The sequence below is a fragment of the Paenibacillus sp. ICGEB2008 genome (assembly GCF_000307675.1).
In the GTDB taxonomy this organism is placed as follows: Bacteria; Bacillota; Bacilli; order Paenibacillales; family Paenibacillaceae; genus Paenibacillus; species Paenibacillus polymyxa.
Genome location: NZ_AMQU01000029.1, coordinates 116,339 through 133,265 on the forward strand (window position 1 = coordinate 116,339; position 16,927 = coordinate 133,265).

Below are 16,927 nucleotides of genomic sequence, written 5' to 3' on the forward strand. Positions count from 1 at the left end.
TGCTGCATTTTGTTTGATCACGGGATGAATTTCATGGAGGACCTCTAAAAAATGAAGCAAATATATACAAAGCTACCGATTTCCGTGGCTCTACTTACATGTATAGTATGTGCCCTTGGTTTTGGCTTAATCGCATTATGGGTTAGCGACCAGCAAGTACGGCATTTTGACCACAAGATCATTACGGCTATTGGACAACTGGAATCGCCTTTCATGACACGTCTTATGAAATGTTTCACTATTATCGGCAGCGGGCTTCCAGTGGTAATCATCATTTTAATTGCCATGTTCGTGCTCTATAGTGTATTGGGACACCGACGAGAATTGCTTTTTTTTAGCGGTTGCTGTGCTGGGATCAGTGCTGTTGAATACGGTACTAAAAATGCTATTTCGGCGTGCGAGGCCTGAAATCAACCGTATTATCGAAGCGAATGGATATAGCTTTCCAAGCGGACATTCCATGACCGCTTTCAGTATGTATGCGGCGCTGACGTTTTTATTGTGGAAGCACGTTCCTTCCAGGATAGGTCGTATCCTTCTTGTTCTGCTCAGTAGCCTACTAATTGTAACGATCGGGACAAGCCGCATTTATTTGGGTGTTCATTATCCGAGTGACGTTGTGGGTGGCTATTTCATGAGTGGTTGCTGGATGGCGGCTTGCATTTGGTTCTACCAGCGGTATGAAGAACGAATGCTACCACTTCGTACCAAATCGACTGCATAATGAGTGCATAAATCATCAGGCTAAAAAAAGCAGACGCATTAGCGTCTGCTTTTTATTTGCACAGAGGAAGTAGATTGGGTCATCTTTGTTCTCGTCTGTTCTACAGGCTTTATTCCTAGCTTCTGCTCCCATTTTTCATAAAAAATAATAGCTGCTTGGATAAAGATGCCCGGAAGCTTCCGACTGCGAATGAATTTGTGAACACCAACTGCGCAACCTGCCCCAATGAGCACCCCTGCCAAAATATCTGAAGGATAATGCACACCGGTCCATACGCGGGATATCGCAATAAGCACAGCCAAGACAATCCAGAGGACACGATATTTTTGATGATGAAGCCATAGAATTGCTGCCAGAGCAAAAGCTCCAAGTGCATGGTTACTCGGAAATGAAGCATTGGGATCATGATGAATCAGCTGAATGACAGAGTGTCCGACAAAAGGCCGATCTCTGTAAAACAAATGTCCAAGACACCAGCTAATTGTAAAACCGATACAAACCGTTATAACGGCTTCTAAAACCATCATCCGATGCGGCATTTTAAAGGTGAACCAGTATAGCAGTAAAGCCACTCCAAATAAATACGGTGCATATTGCGCCAAGAAACGCATAGTTCCATTCAAAAAGGCGAGGTGATTAGCCAATTCATTGATCCAGTGAAACAAAGCAAAGTCTACATTAATTAACATGAATAAATTACTCCTTAACCTCAAAAAATTAAATTACAAAGTTATATTATAGAGCGACTATACGGATAAAAGCTTAAAATCAAATAAAAAATGAATGGTATGTGCATTGCTTATTAGTTTTCTCTATAAAAAATAGGTGGTTTTGCAATGGAAAAGTCGGTGCTGGTCATTGATGATGAAGCGAAGATATCCAGATTGCTTCAACTGGAGTTATCCCACGAAGGATATGCGGTTGAAATTGCACAGACGGGAAAAGAAGGATTGGAAAAAGCACTATCTCTTACATGGGATATTATCATACTGGATGTGATGCTGCCCGAGATGAACGGTGTCGAGGTGCTGAAGCAGATTCGAAAAGTGGACAATCATACCCCGGTAATTATGGTCACTGCACGTAACACGACTCCTGAAAAAGTTTCAGGTCTGGATGAAGGAGCTAATGATTACATTACAAAGCCCTTTGAAATTGAGGAATTATTAGCGCGGATGCGGGCCAGTATGAGGAATCAGTTGGAGCCGGCAGCTACTACTTCGCAAAAAGAGGAAAAGCAGCAGTCCAAACTTCAAGTCGATAGCCTGGTGTTGGAACCCAAGACGCGGTCCGTGGTAAGGGAAGGAAAACGTATCGAACTTACGCCCAAAGAATTTGATCTGCTTCTCTATCTGATGGAGCACAAAAATCAGGTATTGCATCGGGATCAAATGATTCAGGATGTGTGGGGGTTTGATTTTGTCGGTGATACGAATGTGGTAGATGTATATATCCGGTATGTTCGCAAAAAAATTGATCATGGATACAAAAAGAAACTGATTAAAACCGTGCGCGGTGTTGGGTACTGTATCCGGGAGGAAGACCATTGAAGCTGCGGACCAAAATTACCCTGCTTAGTTCTATTTTAGTGATGACGATTCTCCTGTTTGTGGACGTCACGGTTCATCTATTATTTGTAAAAATTGCTACTCGTAATGAAAGAGAAGTGCTACAAAATAAATGGACCGAAATCATTGCCGAAACAGGAGCCACGATGATTCTGAAAAATGCTTGGGGGTCCAAGCTGAAAGATGAACTTTCTGCGGATACCATTCTGAGGGTATTTGATCAGCAATCTCGTCTTTTGTATGAAGTAAGCCGTCAGTCCCGCTTTAAGCTGAACGATATACATTTTAACCTTTCTCAAAGCTCTCAACTAACGGATCTACAGGATCATAAAATCCTGATTATCCATCTTCCAGTGCTTTCACCAGAAGGTAATCAAAAGGGGACACTGGAGATCGTAGAAAAATGGGATGCCCTCGAAAACAATCTCGATATCTTAAATACAATTCTTATCACATCGACTGTTGGAGCTATGTTGCTCAGTCTGGTGGGCAGCACGATTTTGGCAAATGCGATATTGCTGCCCATTGCCAGTAGTATTCAAACGATGCAGGAAATCGAAAGAAGCTTGAAATTCAAAAAAAATTCCTGCTGGCAGTCCTAATCAAGATGAATTATCCCAAATGACCGCTACTTTTAATCGAATGATGGAGAGATTGGAAGAAAGCTTTCAGAGCCAGCAGCAGTTTGTTTCCGACGCCTCACATGAACTGAATACGACATTGATGATTATTGAGGGCTATGCCAACATGCTGCGGCGGTGGGGTACGCGTGACGAGGACATACGTAAGGAATCGATTGAATCGATCTATGAAGAAACTCAGCGAATGCGTACGATGACGCAGCAATTGCTGACATTGGCCTCCTCACAGCAGCAAGATTCCGAACCATATGAGCGGGTAGAGCTAGTCGGTTGTTGTCAACAGGTGGTAGCACATCTCAAGCCTGTACATGACCGCCAAATTTCTATTTTTACAGAAGAGAAGGAAATTTGGCTGGATGCTAATCTTGCAAAAATCAAGCAGTTACTAGTCATCTTGCTGGATAATGCGTTAAAGTATAGCTCGGAAGAAATCGAAATATGGTTATCTACAGATGAAAAAGATGTCCACCTCCGCGTTAAGGATTACGGAATTGGCATTCCTGAGAGTGAGATCAAGCGTGTCTTTGAACGATTTTATCGAGTAGACAGCTCCAGACATCGTAAAACCGGAGGAACCGGGCTTGGGTTACCAATTGCCAAGGCAATAACAGATGCTCACCAGGGTACGATACGCATGGAAAGCGCAGAAGGCGAAGGGACGGATGTAATCGTTACGCTGCCTCAAAAACAACAGGAAAGGCTGTCCCTCCAGTAGACATCTCTACTCAAAGGAACAGCCTTTTTAATGTTATTTGTAAGTTATGCGTTCGGTGGATGGGAGATCATCCAAAATGATCCTAAAGGACACGACGTGCTGTTGTGTAATGGGAGCTCCACCATCCCGAATTTAGATCTGTAACCGTTACGCCGCCTTTACCAAACGTATGCAGAATTTTCCCGTCTCCCATGTAAATGGCTACATGATGAATTGGCGCATAGAAAAAGACTAAATCACCTTTTTTAAGCTGACTACGCGGTACATAAGTGCCCACAGTTGACTGCTGTTTGGACGAACGTGGAAGCTTGATTCCATTTTGTGCAAAAACATACTGAGTGAACGAAGAGCAATCAAAAGAGCTTGTACTGCCAGCTGGAGCTCCATGTTCATAACGGACGCCCATATACTGGGAGCCTTTTGAGATAATCCGATCAGCTTTACTTGTCGAAGCGGCATGAGTGGTGTCTGGTCCAACGACGAAGCTCCCAGCGCTCAGTGCCAAAGTCATCGTAAAGCAAATACCCATCCACAATTTTTTAGAAGTACGTTTCATATATAATTTCCTCCGTTATTCGTATTGTGTTGATGTCCTGAAATGACAATAACACAAATAAAATATCCGGAATTTACCACTCATGGTTACAATCCTGTTACCCCAACGTTTTGCACTGCTTTATTAGAAAACGATGAGAATTTTCTCCTTAACTTTAGCTTGACAAATTAAATAACGCCCCCTTATGACTAGGCTCGTATGACAAAAAGTGACTTGCAGACGATTGGCACAAGCAATCATGCAAAACATACATACCTATATACTACAATTTATAACCTGCACGGGAGTATGCTCAGATTCCCGTTGACATCGTAAAGATCACACCGTATTTCCGGTCAGGAAGGGGAATTCGTATGGCTTCAAAGCAGAGTAAAGCATTCAAAAACCGACCTTTAACCATTGTGCAGGTCATATCCAACTATCCCGATGCACAGCCTGTTCCCTCCATCAAGGGCGGAACGGAAAAGGTCGTGCATGAATTAACAGAGGAATTAGTGAGACGAGGGCATCATGTATCTCTTTTTGCCGCCCGTGGGAGCAGGAGCAGCGCGCGGTTGATTACTTATCCCAAGGGTTTGAAACATAGTCAGATCCCCCAATATGTACTTCGGCATATGCCTTCCGGCACACATATCATTCATGACCATACTTTTCGTTCTGCTGTAGCGCGTAGGAAGCTGCCTTGCTCATCATTGTGTACCGTTCATCTTCCAGTGAGAAGACACGGTAAAAACCCGGTATATGTCAGTAAACGAGCACGTCAGCTGATGGGCGGGGGCAAAGGATTTTATATCTATAACGGCATCAACACGCATGAATACGAGTTCAGCAGTGAGAAGCGCAGCTACTTGCTGTTCATGGGCAGAATTATACCGGATAAAGGTGTATTGCAGGCCATTCAGGTTGCAGAGCGAACAGGAAAAAGACTGCTTATTGCGGGTCCCATCAAAGCCCCTGTATTTTTTCGCCGAGAGATTCAGACACGAATTCAGCGCAATCCGAATATACGCTATGTGGGACCAGTTGGGGGTGATCGGAAACAGAAGCTTCTGAAACATGCAGAGTGTCTGTTGTTTCCATCACTGTGGGAAGAACCGTTCGGACTTGTAATGGTAGAGGCTATGGCTTGTGGAACACCGGTGCTGGCACTAAAAAATGGCTCTGTTCCCGAGGTGCTATCAGGCTTTCCGCAGTTGATTTGCAAATCAGTTGGACAAATGGCACGAAAGGCACAGCAAAAGAATTACCCGTCACCCGCGCAGCTTCGATTGTATGTTAGCCAAAGATTTACCAACAAACAGATGACCAGCAACTACTTGAGACTATACCGTGAAATCATTCGTCGGCGAGAACAGAAGAGAGGACACCGAAAGCCTATACGGAGGTGAAGGGGATGCAGGTCAAACGATATATGCTTGGAAAGGGCTCTTCTTGGGCGACTCCTTATTATGTAGCCATAGAGGGACAACAAGGTCCGTGTGCGATGGTGGTTGCAGGCATACATGGTAATGAAATAGCAAGTATACGTGCGGCTGAGAAACTGGTAAAGCTTTTGAATGAGCAAAAGCTGAGATTCAGCCATGGCAAGCTTATTATTGTGCCAATTGTGAATCAAAAGGCTTATCGCAAGCAGATTAGAGGAAAACCGGATCTGAATCGAACCTTTCCGCGCCGGAAAAAGCAGGCGGCAACACAACCGCTTTCCACTGCTCTATTCAAATTATTACAAAAGCATCACCCTGATTGGTATCTCGACTTGCATGAGGCGAATGGATTATCACAAAAGGATGCCAAGGTGCTTGGCCAAACGCTGATCTCCAATAAGGGCAATCCGATAATTCCCACGACGCGCCGGATTATTAAGCGAATGAATCGCTCGATCAAGGTGAAAGAACGCCATTTCAACATGCGGTTGCATGAGCTCCCAGGTTCCTCTCGTACCGCTGCAGCCCGTATTTTAGGGGCGCGTGCGGTAACCGTGGAAACAGGGTGGAGCCTGCCCCAGAAAGAACGCATACACTATCAGATGAAGATCGTGCAGCACTTTTTAAGAGAGGCCGGGATGATTAAGGCCAACAAGGTTTATTTATCTGGCAAGGTTAGAACGGTTTCCTTATGAGATGTAATATTACAAAAAAAAATCGCTTCATGAGCAAAGGATGTTACTCACCTTGCTCAAGAGCGATTTTTTTGATGTGTGATCTTCGTGCAGAAATCGATCTGTTTAGATGTTATAACTCCGTGTTGCAGGAATCGGATTTATAGAAGGCGCTCACCAAACTGTTACCTAGGCGAACCTCGATTAGTTCCAGTTTTGAATCCAGATCGGCGCGGATCGTGTGATACGTATCGACCGGAATGCTAAATACAGAGCCGCTTGCCGCAGCAAAGCGTTCTCCGTTCAGCATAACCTCTCCCCGACCGGATACGATCGTCCATACTTTAAGTCCGCTGCCGTGAATACGTCCATTCAAGCGATGATCCGGCAACACCGTCAGTCGTATAGCTAATATGTCATTTGGGCTTCGGTGCTCAAATTCGTCCAGCACCCGGTAACTGCCCCAAGAGGTTTCACCATGCATGGGGTGAAGTTGGAGTTTGCCTAGCTGTTCCTTGATCGCGTGGGCATGGCTTTTGGATGCAATGAGAATACCGTCAAGGCTTGCAGCAGCAATAATATCCTCTACACCAATGACATGAAGTGGATAGGGCAGCTCATTGACGATGTGTGTGCCGTGAGTTTGACCACTGATTTGTCCGCGCCCGATCACTTGGCTTCCTAGCTGCTCTGTTAAGGTCTGCCAGTTGCCGATGTCGTGCCATTCGCCCTCGTAAGGCAGGACAACGGCCCGTTCAGTACGCTCCGCAATCTCCTCATCGAAACTGCGAACCGGGAGGGTATCATACATTGCGCACAGTTCTTTATCGTTCAGCGGCAATTGACTTTGCTCCATACAGGACAGCATATATCGTAACGTAAAAGCATAAATACCGCAGTTCCACAGTGCGCCTTGGTTAATAAGCTGCTGCGCCCCAGAGAGATCCGGCTTTTCAGTGAAGCGAGCAACTTGTGCATAAGCCGATTTCCCTTCCTGCCTCATTTGCAGACCCGGAACGACATAGCCATATTGGTCTGAGGCATGGGTAGGCCTTGTCCCAAGCATAGCTAGATCGGCTCCGCTCTCGAGCAATAGACCGGAGAGCGCTGCTATGCTGTGGAAGAAGTCGTCGCCTGCAAACATATCTGCTGGAGCAATACAGAGAACTTCATCCAGCCCCATGCCTCTTGTGTGAAAATAAGCAGCAGCGAGTGCAGCAGCTGTGAAGGTTCCCCGTTTAGCCGGCTCGCCAAGAACAGGCAGACGACCTTCTGTATGGCGAAAGGCTAGATTTACCTGACTCTGATGAGCCAGAAGCAGGGCAGAGGAATCTAGTCCGGCTAAGGTAAGCTGACGATACACCCGGCCGAGCATAGATTCCTGCTGCCCGTCAGGAGCGGGCAACAACCGGAGAAACAGCTTTGACCGAATATCATTGGATAATGGCCACAGCCGTTTTCCGGCACCACCGCATAACAATACGATGCGCACAGACGTTTCCTCCTTCAATGCAAATCCATTAGATTGCATCAACAATTGCGGGATTTTCTATTTTAGGAACTATTTCAATGAAGATTGAATCCTTGTTTTTGAAGCTAGCTGGTACACTTTGCGTTGATGAAAAGATAAGGAGCGGTAGCTTTGGGCATAGATATCCAACTGTTTTTGTGACAGCGAAGAAGCACGACTATGAAGCGCTTTATTTAATGACTTGCGCAAAATCATCCGAGAGGGCTGATTGCTGTATAGATAGTTGGCATACGTTTCATATTCGGAAAATCCAAACTGTTTTGTCCGGTCTATACTTTGAATAATGGCGTTGTACCAAGGTTTCCCATGCTTGGCCTCAATAATTTGCTTGAGCTGGGTGAGCCGTGTTTTTTCAAAAAGCATATAGTGAGTGACAAAGGACTTTGGTGAGGGAGCTTTAGCACCCATCAGCTTACGGTAAGTTCGAAAATACTCAGGTTGACTCCAGCTGCGATAGTAAAAAATTGTTTTTCCGTCTTTACGGAACGTATGTGGACGAATCAAAATGGTGTCCGCATCTATGACGAGAAAAAAAGACGATTTACTGATTTTGTCGCCATTCATTTTGAGCAATTGCTGATACAGCCAGCCTGAGCGATCCCAGCGCGTTGTTCCGTAATGAATATGCTTTTTAGTGATGGGCAACACCGTTTTTTCGTCTATAAATGTGCACTTCTTGTTTGCACATAGACTGCGAAGTTTGGTGCTTTGCGGTGAAACGATATAGATGGTTGCAATTCGGTGCTGCACGTGACGGCGCAGACTGTCAATTACTAGTGGTAGTGTAGCCAGATCTTTTTCAATTGCGGGGATTAGAACATCGATTGAGAGGGAACCCTTCTGTAGCCCATCGGATTGCGCAGACATGTTATTCACTCCCTATACGTGTAAATATACGCTACCGGTATCTCATATTATTGTATGCCTGGACAGGCGCTTTCGACCGGGCAAGGCCAACTGTCTAATTCTGTGTAGAAGAGGGCGAATGGAGCTTCGAATGGGGTTTTGGCGCATACGATAGATTGATCTTTTTTAACAGGAGCGTTCTACCCTGAGAGTAGAGAGGAGAGGGGCAAGTGAATTCTTCACAAGCGCAGGCGTTGCGTAGCAAATGGCATAAAACCCAATTGTTGCTCCAGCATGGCAGTATCAAGCCTTTTGTACCTGAAACCCGTAAATACAGCAAAATAACTGTGAAATCAATGTTGGAGAAGTATGGGATGGTCTATGTAAAGCCTGATCGAGGTACCTTTGGCAAAGGTGTGATGAAAGTCGAACAGGAGGCAGGTCAGCGCTTCGCCTACCAATATGAGGAAAAACGTCTGGAATTCAAACAGTTGGATGCACTGATTACCAGCCTATCGAAACACATGGGTAAAAAAAGTTATCTCATTCAAAAGGGAATTCATTTACTGCGCCATCAAAATCGTTATTTTGATATCCGGGTCATGGTGCAGCGTAATGCAAAAGGGACATGGGAATCTACCGGAATTATTGGACGCTTGGGCCATCCCCGTAAAATCGTGACCAATTATCATAGTGGTGGTAAGCCGATGGCCTTGGAACAGCTACTGAAATCCCATTTATCGCAAAGTAAGCAGGCTGAGCTGGTTAAGAAGCTCAATGAACTGGGGATTACCATTGCCACACAACTACAAAAAACATATCCGAATTTCCGGCAAATTGGTGTGGACATTGGATTGGATCATCGCTTTATCCCGTGGATCATTGAGGTGAACACGAAGCCAGACCCATACATTTTTAACCAATTGACAGATAAGTCTATGTACCGAAAAGTAATAAGCTATTGGCGACTGGCTAATGAAAAAAAGAAAGTTACAGTCCCAAGCAAGGATAAGAAGAATAACGACAAGAATAAAGATAAAAATGCAAATAAAGCTGATCATACAAATAAAGAAACTAAATCAAATAAAGAAACTAAATCAAAAAAAGGATGAATTGTTTATGATTCATCCTTTTTCTCTTGCCTATTTACCCTAATCCTAACCGCGAGGGGGCGATTCGGACATAGTTTGATGAAAAAAATGGACAAATTTGATCTCTTTAACATTAAAAGTATATAATAGACCTGCACAGCATCAATAAGTGAATAAAGACATATGGGAAGAATGATTTTAAGGAGGAATCGCGATGAAATCATTTAAGTATGCTTTGGAGAAAAAGGAACCCAGAATCGGGCCAGGGGGTATCACACGTGGGGCTTCAGTCCATGATTTCCCTGTATCAGAAGGAATAGCAGGGGTTTCGATGCGTCTGGAGCCGGGTGGAATGCGCGAGCTTCACTGGCATGCCAATGCAGCTGAATGGGCCTATGTGATTAGCGGTTCCTGTCGGACAACTGTTATCCATCCAGACGGTACTTCCTATGTCGATATTTTTAACCCCGGTGATGTATGGTATTTCCCGCGTGGTTATGGTCACTCCATTCAAGGTCTTGGTCCTGGAGAGTGTCATTTTATCCTGATTTTCGATAATGGTGATTTTTCGGAGGACCATACGTTCAGCATTACTGATTTTATCGCTCAGACTCCCGCAGATGTTGTCATGCAGAATCTCGGATTTGCAGCCGACGAGCTCGCTCTTTTGCCAAAGAAGGAAGCTTATTTTGCAAAAGGGCCTGTCCCATCTACCGCATCTCATGATGCATATCCGCGCATTTCTTCTGATCTGATTACTAAACACCGCTATCCTTTAATGGCCAAACAGCCCAGATTGGCACCGGGTGGAGGGACTCAGCGGACCGTTACAGTAGAAGATTTTCCTATTTCTTCGACGATGGCCGGATCTGTAATTGAACTGGAGCCGGGCGGATTGCGAGAAATGCACTGGCATCCCAATGCGGATGAATGGCAGTACTATTTGGACGGCAAAGCAGAAATGACTGTATTTCTGGCAGAAGGGAATGCAGTGACAGAGCAGTTTGAGGCCGGAGATGTAGGGTATGTACCTATGGGAGCCGGGCATTATATTAAAAATACCGGATCGGACGTATGCCGTATTTTGATTGGTTTTAACAGTGGTCATTACGAGGCCATTGATTTGAGTGAGTGGATGGCTGGCAACCCTGTTGATGTATTGGCAACGAATCTGAGCCTTCCTCGAGAAATAGCGCATAAACTACCTCATAAATCGGTCTTCATCGCTTCGAAATCTTAAATCTTAAAACAACTAAAATGCCCGCTTAGACTACCTTATTCCAAGTTAGCCTAAGCGGGCTATTGAACTTGATTCTATTTCTATTGTTTTGTAGAAAGCAATATAGTGAATTTAAAATTGAACAACCTGCAACCCTGTGCTATTCTTATACGAAAGTGAAGATTAACGCAGTAAAAGTGATATATTATTACGCCTAAAAACATCTGATGATACGATGTATAGAAGGGATGTACAGCCATGAATTCTGTCATTGAGCTTAACAATGTAAGCTGGAAGAGAGATAACCGTACCATACTGGATCAAATCAATTGGCAGGTATCTGAGGGAGAGCATTGGGCTGTACTCGGCTTGAATGGATCAGGCAAAACAACGATGCTCAATATGATAAATGGCTACATATGGCCAACCACAGGTAGTGTCGGTGTATTGGGTCATACTTTTGGGGATGTAGATCTGAGGGAATTGCGCAAATCTATTGGTTGGGTCAGTTCCTCTTTACAGGAAAGGATTAATGGAAGCCAGCGTACACAGGATGTCGTCATCAGCGGTAAATTTGCCTCCATTGGACTGTATGACCAGACGACGGATATAGATTATGAACAGGCCGTTCAGCTTATGAGCCAACTGGGCTGTGCTCATCTCGTCGATCGGTTGTATCAGGGATGCTCACAGGGAGAAAAGCAAAAAGTGCTTATTGCTCGCGCGTTAATGGCCTCGCCCAAGCTGCTGATTTTGGACGAGGCGTGCAACGGGTTGGATTTTTTCTCTAGAGAAGCATTATTGGATAGCGTTCGTCAACTGTCCGAGACGCCGGGTTCTCCCAATTTATTGTATGTTACACACCATATTGAAGAAATTTTACCGATGTACACACATACGATTCTGATTCGCCGGGGTACGGTGTTTGCCAAAGGTAAAACGACTGATATCCTGAGCAGTGAAACGCTTAGTACTTTTTTTGAAACACCTGTGCAAGTAGACTGGAGACAGGATCGTGCATGGCTCTCTATGGTGTAGAGAGCCTTTTGTCTGTCTAACCTGCTACCAGCATAATCAGAATGGGCAGAACCAGGAATGAGGCAAGCGTGCTCCACAAGATGCAGGTGGAAACCAGTTTTGGCGATGCATTAAATTTTTCGGCTAAAATGACTGCATTCACAGCCACTGGCATCGAGGCCAGAATGAAGAGAACGGAGAACAAAAGACCTGAAATTCCCAGTATCAGCATGGCAAGACAAGCCGCGAGCGGGGAAAGCAGAAGTCGGATTGTTAGTCCTGCGTAGCTGGCTTTTTTAATAGATGGCTCCAGCTTGAGTATTTTCACATAAGCCATTTGGGTACCCAGAATCGCCAGCACAACCGGAGAATAAGCAGCTGCAATCATTGAGACGCTCGATTGAATGCCGGAGGCAGATGCCAATCCAGTGCTCGAAGTCCCAGTGCGAGAAGAGCCGCATAAATTGCAGGGAGAGAAAATACCGACTTCACGGCACTTTGAACAGAAAATTCAGAGCGGGCTGCAAAATAAACGCCAATAGTATTGACCATAATCATTTGGATGACGACATATACAGAGGCTTTATCCAGACCAAGCTGCCCAAAGGCAAGTAAAATGAGCGGCAACCCATAATTTGCACTATTGGTCAGTGTGGAGATTAAGGTGAGCCCAGCCGTTTCCGGGGCGCTCAGCCTAAAGATTTTCCCTGCTAATTGTACAATTCCCCACAATAGTAGCAGGTTGAGTAATGAAAAAGCGGCTGTCTGTGTCACATCATGCCAGGAAAGCTGCGCTTTGAGCAGTGTGTCCAGAATCATAGCAGGACTTAAAAAATATAAGTACAAAGTCGAGAGCGGTTTTGTTTCCAGCTTCATGAATTTGCCGAGTAAAAATCCGGCAATCACCGGAATGGACAGCGGAACGATAACGGATAAAAGAGTTGAAAGTACGATTTGAATCATGAATTCCACCCATCCTTTCTGTAATGACATTTTCCATTATAAGGCGCTACTTTTGAGCCCGTCCAAGATGGATAAACAATTAAGGTTATAGGTATATACTATGAAGCTTAACGCACTTATTCTGAGAACAACAAAAGGGATGTCCACAGCCATGTTGAACGGCTAGTAGGAACATCCCTTTTATGTGAAACCGAGTATTCTAATGGTTTAAGCAGAAGCCATGGTTTTTGCTTTCGTTCGGCATTCGTCAGAACAATAGTGTTGATGCTGTTCTTCGCAGTCTGGGCACACGATATGTTGGAGATTGCACACCGGGCAGTTAATATAATGATCGTTTGGCGTTTCACAGTGATAGCATTGACCGACAATAACGTCTTCATCCGTATGGTTGATCCGAACCGAAATCCGTTCGTCAAACACATAGCATTTACCGTCAAACAAACGCCCTTGTACTTCAGGGTCCTTGCTGTAAGTCACAATGCCGCCATCCAACTGGCCTACATCGTCAAAGCCTTCTTTAATCAGCAGACCGGACAGCTTTTCGCAACGAATACCTCCAGTACAGTATGTCAGGATTTTTTTATCCTTAAATTGAGTCATATTATCGCGAATCCATTGTGGAAATTCACGGAACGATTCAACTTCGGGGCGAATGGCTCCGCGGAAATGACCGATGTCATATTCGTAGTCGTTACGACCGTCCAGAACCACGACATCTTCATCTTGAAGCTGTTCATAAAACTCCTTTGGTGACAGACGCTTGCCGCTAATTACATTAGGGTCCAGCTCGTCCTCATGACGTAGCGTAACCAGTTCCTGGCGATGACGTACAAATATTTTCTTGAACGCATGACCGTCAGATTCATCTATTTTAATAACGATATCGTGGAATTTCGGATTGGCGCGCAAATCACGGATATACTGCTCCGTTTGCTCTACTGTACCGGACAGTGTTCCGTTGATTCCTTCCTCAGCAATCAAGATTCTTCCCTTGACGCCCAGCTCTTTGCAGTAAGCCAGATGCTCTGCCGTAAAGGTGGCAGGATCTTCAATATTGACATATTTGTAAAACAACAAAATTCGATAAGCATGTTCACACATGTAAAATCACCCTCTGATTCAAGTCAAAGTTTTTTAACAAGCAAGTTTAAATGTACCACATTCTTTAAGTTAGTCAACATAAATGTATAAAAAGTGGAAATGGAAAAGATGACGAGCGACAAAAGTAAGGGGTTACATTATAATGGTATTGTGGGGTTGATGAGATTTGCGGTAACAGGTTAAGGTCTAACAGATGAAAGGATGAATTCAATGGAACATCATTTGACAGCGCATACACCACCTATGGGATGGAATAGCTGGGATTGCTATGGCGCAGCAGTAAGGGAAGAGGAAGTACGGGGTAATGCTCAATATATAGCGGAGCACCTGAAGGAGTATGGATGGGAATATGTAGTGGTGGATATTCAATGGTATGAGTCGGGAGCAGTATCTTCACAGTACCGACCATTTGTTCCATTGGAAATGGATTCATTTTCACGTCTGATTCCAGCGGTGAATCGGTTCCCTTCGGCAGCAGACGGTCGTGGGTTCCATGCTCTTGCAGAATATGTGCATAGTTTGGGATTGAAATTCGGGATACATATTATGAGGGGCATCTCTAGACAGGCGGTTCATCAGGATACCCCGATTTTGGGAACTACAGCTACGGCCAGACAAATTGCACATCCTAACTCTATTTGTCCTTGGAACACAGATATGTATGGGGTAGATGCATCCAAGGAAGGCGCACAGGAGTATTATAATTCTTTGTTTGACCTGTATGCGGAATGGGGTGTCGATTTTGTCAAAGTAGATGACATTGCTGCATCACGTCTCTATGGTATTCATTTGGCGGAAATCGAATTGATTAAGCGGGCTATCGCCCAATGCGGACGTCCGATGGTGTTAAGTCTATCACCTGGTCCCGCACCGCTGGAACATGCATCTGATTTAATCGCAAATGCGAATATGTGGCGTATGACTGATGATTTCTGGGATGTATGGCCTTTACTGCATGGTATGTTCGAGCGTTGCGAGAAATGGGCGGGACATGTAGGTTCAGGTCACTGGCCGGATTGCGACATGTTGCCACTGGGGCATCTGGGAATTCGTTCGGTAGATTCAGTAGATTCCGGCAGTCATGATCGTTGGACACGCTTTACGAAGGATGAGCAGCTGACGATGATGACCTTATGGAGCATTTTCCGGTCTCCACTGATGTTCGGAGGAGAACTGCGTGATAATGACGCATGGACACTTTCATTGCTGACGAACAAAGAAGTGCTCGATGTTCATCACAACGGTGTGAATGCGCGACAGGTCTACAGAAAGGATGAACATATCGTTTGGACTTCTCACAATGAGGAAGGTCACGTATATGCGGCTTTATTTAATGCTGGAGATGAAGCTTCAACAGTCCGTGTATCCCTACAGGAGCTTGGAATTGAAGGGCAGGCAAGTGCGAGAGACTTGTGGAACCATGTGGATTTAGGTGTTATAGTGCAGGAATTGTCCGCAGATTTACCCCCTCATGGAGCTGCTCTATTCTCTATAAAATAACAGGATGCTAGGAAGAAGGATCTAAGCTGCAAGTTCAGTTCTAGTCACCTCATCGTAAAGTGGAGGGTATCTTTACGATGAGGTGACTTTTTTAGCATGTGTAACTTTTTGATATTTTAACGGACTCGACATGATTCTTGGGAATTTGACATTTAGAACATGTTAGGTTTATAGAGTGCCTATTTCTGCACAAATTTAAATCATTCTAGCTGAATAGAGTCGAGAAAGGAGTCAAATGATGAAATTAAAAAAAATTCACAAAAATGAACAGGACGAGCCTTGGCCCTCTAGTGAACAAATACTGTGTATCGGAGGGGCAAATCTGGATCGTAAAATCATGGTTAAGGGTACATTTCAGCTTCACACCTCCAATCCGAGCAGCACTAGGCTGCAATCTTGCGGTGGGGTAGCACGGAATGTAGCTGAAAATTTAGGGAGGTTGAGCCGACGGGTCAGCCTGCTAACCGCAGTTGGAGATGATGCGGAAGGCGAATTTATCATCGAACAGTCTAGCCGTTACATGCATGTGATTCCTCTTCAAGTCAAAGGTGAGTCGTCAACTGGCGTTTATACTGCCTTGCTAAACGAGCATGGTGAAATGATTGTAGCGACAGCAGAAATGGAGATTTATGATCAGATTCGTCCTTCAGTAATTATTGAAAATATTCCTTTAATCGCCTCGTCCCGACTTGTTCTGCTGGACACTAATTTCTCTATGAACGTAATAGCGGCCACCATACATGTCTGTCAGGAACATCAGGTTCCCCTTGTCATTTCAACGGTGTCGGCTTCCAAGATGAGAAAGCTTCCCCGAAATTTGCATGGGGTGGAATGGCTGGTATGCCAACCGGAAGAGGCTGAAGCTTATTTGGGACTGGAACTTAAAGATGACCAGCAGATATTGGACGCAGCTCGAGTTTTTCACAAACTAGGGGTTCAAAATGTCATTATTATCTGCGGTGCTGAGCATGTGTTGTTTGCTTCTCAGGATGGAACTCATGGACAAATCCCTATCCCTCCAGTTCAACAGGTCATTGATGTCACAGGCGCAGATGACGCTTTTATTGCCGGGATGATTTATGGAATTACCCAAGGTTATCCTATGGAGCAAGTGTGCCAGTTTGGAATCAGTTGTGTCGACTTAACCATACAAACGGATCGGACAGTCTCAGACACCATTTCTGTGAATAAACTCCATTCTAGGTTCCAGGAGCTGTATGGCACACATTCGCAAAATTTTGTATTTTTTAAGGGTGTGTATTTTAAAAAGAAAAATACATAAGTAAAGAAGAGAACACTTAACCTACAACAGCGTGTGTTTAGAGCTTCACAGATGTAATGATCTCAAATATTGAAT

General features: G+C 44.6%; 13 protein-coding genes and 3 pseudogenes. 10 read left to right on the plus strand and 6 right to left on the minus strand.

Annotated elements, in window-relative coordinates; translation table 11 throughout:
* The first annotated feature begins 51 nt into the window (after positions 1-51).
* Positions 52-724: pseudogene (locus C400_RS0124035) on the plus strand (phosphatase PAP2 family protein).
* Between the two features lie 38 nt (positions 725-762).
* Here C400_RS0124035 and C400_RS0124040 read toward each other — a convergent pair.
* The gene (locus C400_RS0124040) at positions 763-1,413 is read right to left on the minus strand and encodes an undecaprenyl-diphosphatase (protein ID WP_017428495.1); all 651 of its coding nucleotides are present in this window, start codon (positions 1,411-1,413) and stop codon (positions 763-765) included.
* A 147-nt stretch (positions 1,414-1,560) separates the two neighbouring features.
* On the opposite strand from C400_RS0124040, the gene C400_RS0124045 reads away from it, so the two are divergent.
* Positions 1,561-2,274, plus strand: coding sequence for a response regulator transcription factor (locus tag C400_RS0124045; RefSeq protein WP_017428496.1), 714 nt, complete (start codon positions 1,561-1,563; stop codon positions 2,272-2,274).
* Positions 2,271-3,648 (plus strand): annotated as a pseudogene (locus C400_RS28610) (sensor histidine kinase). Before C400_RS0124045 ends, C400_RS28610 begins: the two are co-directional and overlap by 4 nt.
* Positions 3,649-3,730: 82 nt before the next feature.
* On the opposite strand, the gene C400_RS0124055 reads toward C400_RS28610, so the two are convergent.
* Entirely contained in the window at positions 3,731-4,204 is a 474-nt protein-coding gene (locus C400_RS0124055; protein ID WP_017428497.1) for a C40 family peptidase, read from the minus strand.
* A 353-nt stretch (positions 4,205-4,557) separates the two neighbouring features.
* On the opposite strand from C400_RS0124055, the gene C400_RS0124060 reads away from it, so the two are divergent.
* Entirely contained in the window at positions 4,558-5,592 is a 1,035-nt protein-coding gene (locus C400_RS0124060; RefSeq protein ID WP_017428498.1) for a glycosyltransferase, read from the plus strand.
* Between the two features lie 5 nt (positions 5,593-5,597).
* Complete coding sequence (locus C400_RS0124065) at positions 5,598-6,323, plus strand: succinylglutamate desuccinylase/aspartoacylase family protein (RefSeq protein WP_017428499.1); 726 nt, start codon at positions 5,598-5,600, stop codon at positions 6,321-6,323.
* Positions 6,324-6,435: 112 nt separating this feature from the next.
* Here C400_RS0124065 and C400_RS0124070 read toward each other — a convergent pair whose 3' ends face one another.
* Positions 6,436-7,794, minus strand: a complete 1,359-nt coding sequence (locus C400_RS0124070) for a sugar phosphate nucleotidyltransferase (RefSeq protein ID WP_017428500.1) — start codon at positions 7,792-7,794, stop codon at positions 6,436-6,438.
* Positions 7,795-7,863: 69 nt separating this feature from the next.
* Positions 7,864-8,700, minus strand: a complete 837-nt coding sequence (locus tag C400_RS0124075) for a DUF6492 family protein (protein WP_017428501.1) — start codon at positions 8,698-8,700, stop codon at positions 7,864-7,866.
* 209 nt (positions 8,701-8,909) lie between these two features.
* Between C400_RS0124075 and C400_RS0124080 the strand changes: the two genes are divergently transcribed.
* From C400_RS0124080 to C400_RS0124090, 3 genes are all read left to right on the plus strand, one after another.
* Positions 8,910-9,791: a YheC/YheD family protein gene (locus C400_RS0124080; protein ID WP_017428502.1), complete on the plus strand. Its 882-nt coding sequence runs from the start codon at positions 8,910-8,912 to the stop codon at positions 9,789-9,791.
* 193 nt (positions 9,792-9,984) lie between these two features.
* Positions 9,985-11,010: a cupin domain-containing protein gene (locus tag C400_RS0124085; protein WP_017428503.1), complete on the plus strand. Its 1,026-nt coding sequence runs from the start codon at positions 9,985-9,987 to the stop codon at positions 11,008-11,010.
* 237 nt (positions 11,011-11,247) lie between these two features.
* A complete protein-coding gene (locus C400_RS0124090) occupies positions 11,248-12,027 on the plus strand; it encodes an ABC transporter ATP-binding protein (protein WP_017428504.1) in 780 nt (259 codons plus the stop codon).
* A gap of 16 nt (positions 12,028-12,043) precedes the next feature.
* On the opposite strand, the pseudogene C400_RS0124095 reads toward C400_RS0124090, so the two are convergent.
* Both C400_RS0124095 and trhO read right to left on the minus strand, forming a co-directional pair.
* A pseudogene (locus C400_RS0124095) lies at positions 12,044-12,969 on the minus strand (AEC family transporter).
* A gap of 207 nt (positions 12,970-13,176) precedes the next feature.
* Positions 13,177-14,070, minus strand: a complete 894-nt coding sequence (gene trhO / locus C400_RS0124100; RefSeq protein WP_017428505.1) for an oxygen-dependent tRNA uridine(34) hydroxylase TrhO — start codon at positions 14,068-14,070, stop codon at positions 13,177-13,179.
* Between the two features lie 210 nt (positions 14,071-14,280).
* Here trhO and C400_RS0124105 point away from each other — a divergent pair, with 210 nt between their 5' ends.
* A complete protein-coding gene (locus C400_RS0124105) occupies positions 14,281-15,570 on the plus strand; it encodes a glycoside hydrolase family 27 protein (protein ID WP_017428506.1) in 1,290 nt (429 codons plus the stop codon).
* 238 nt (positions 15,571-15,808) lie between these two features.
* On the plus strand, positions 15,809-16,852 hold the full coding sequence (locus tag C400_RS0124110) for a carbohydrate kinase family protein (RefSeq protein WP_017428507.1): 1,044 nt from the start codon (positions 15,809-15,811) through the stop codon (positions 16,850-16,852).
* Positions 16,853-16,927 lie beyond the last annotated feature (75 nt).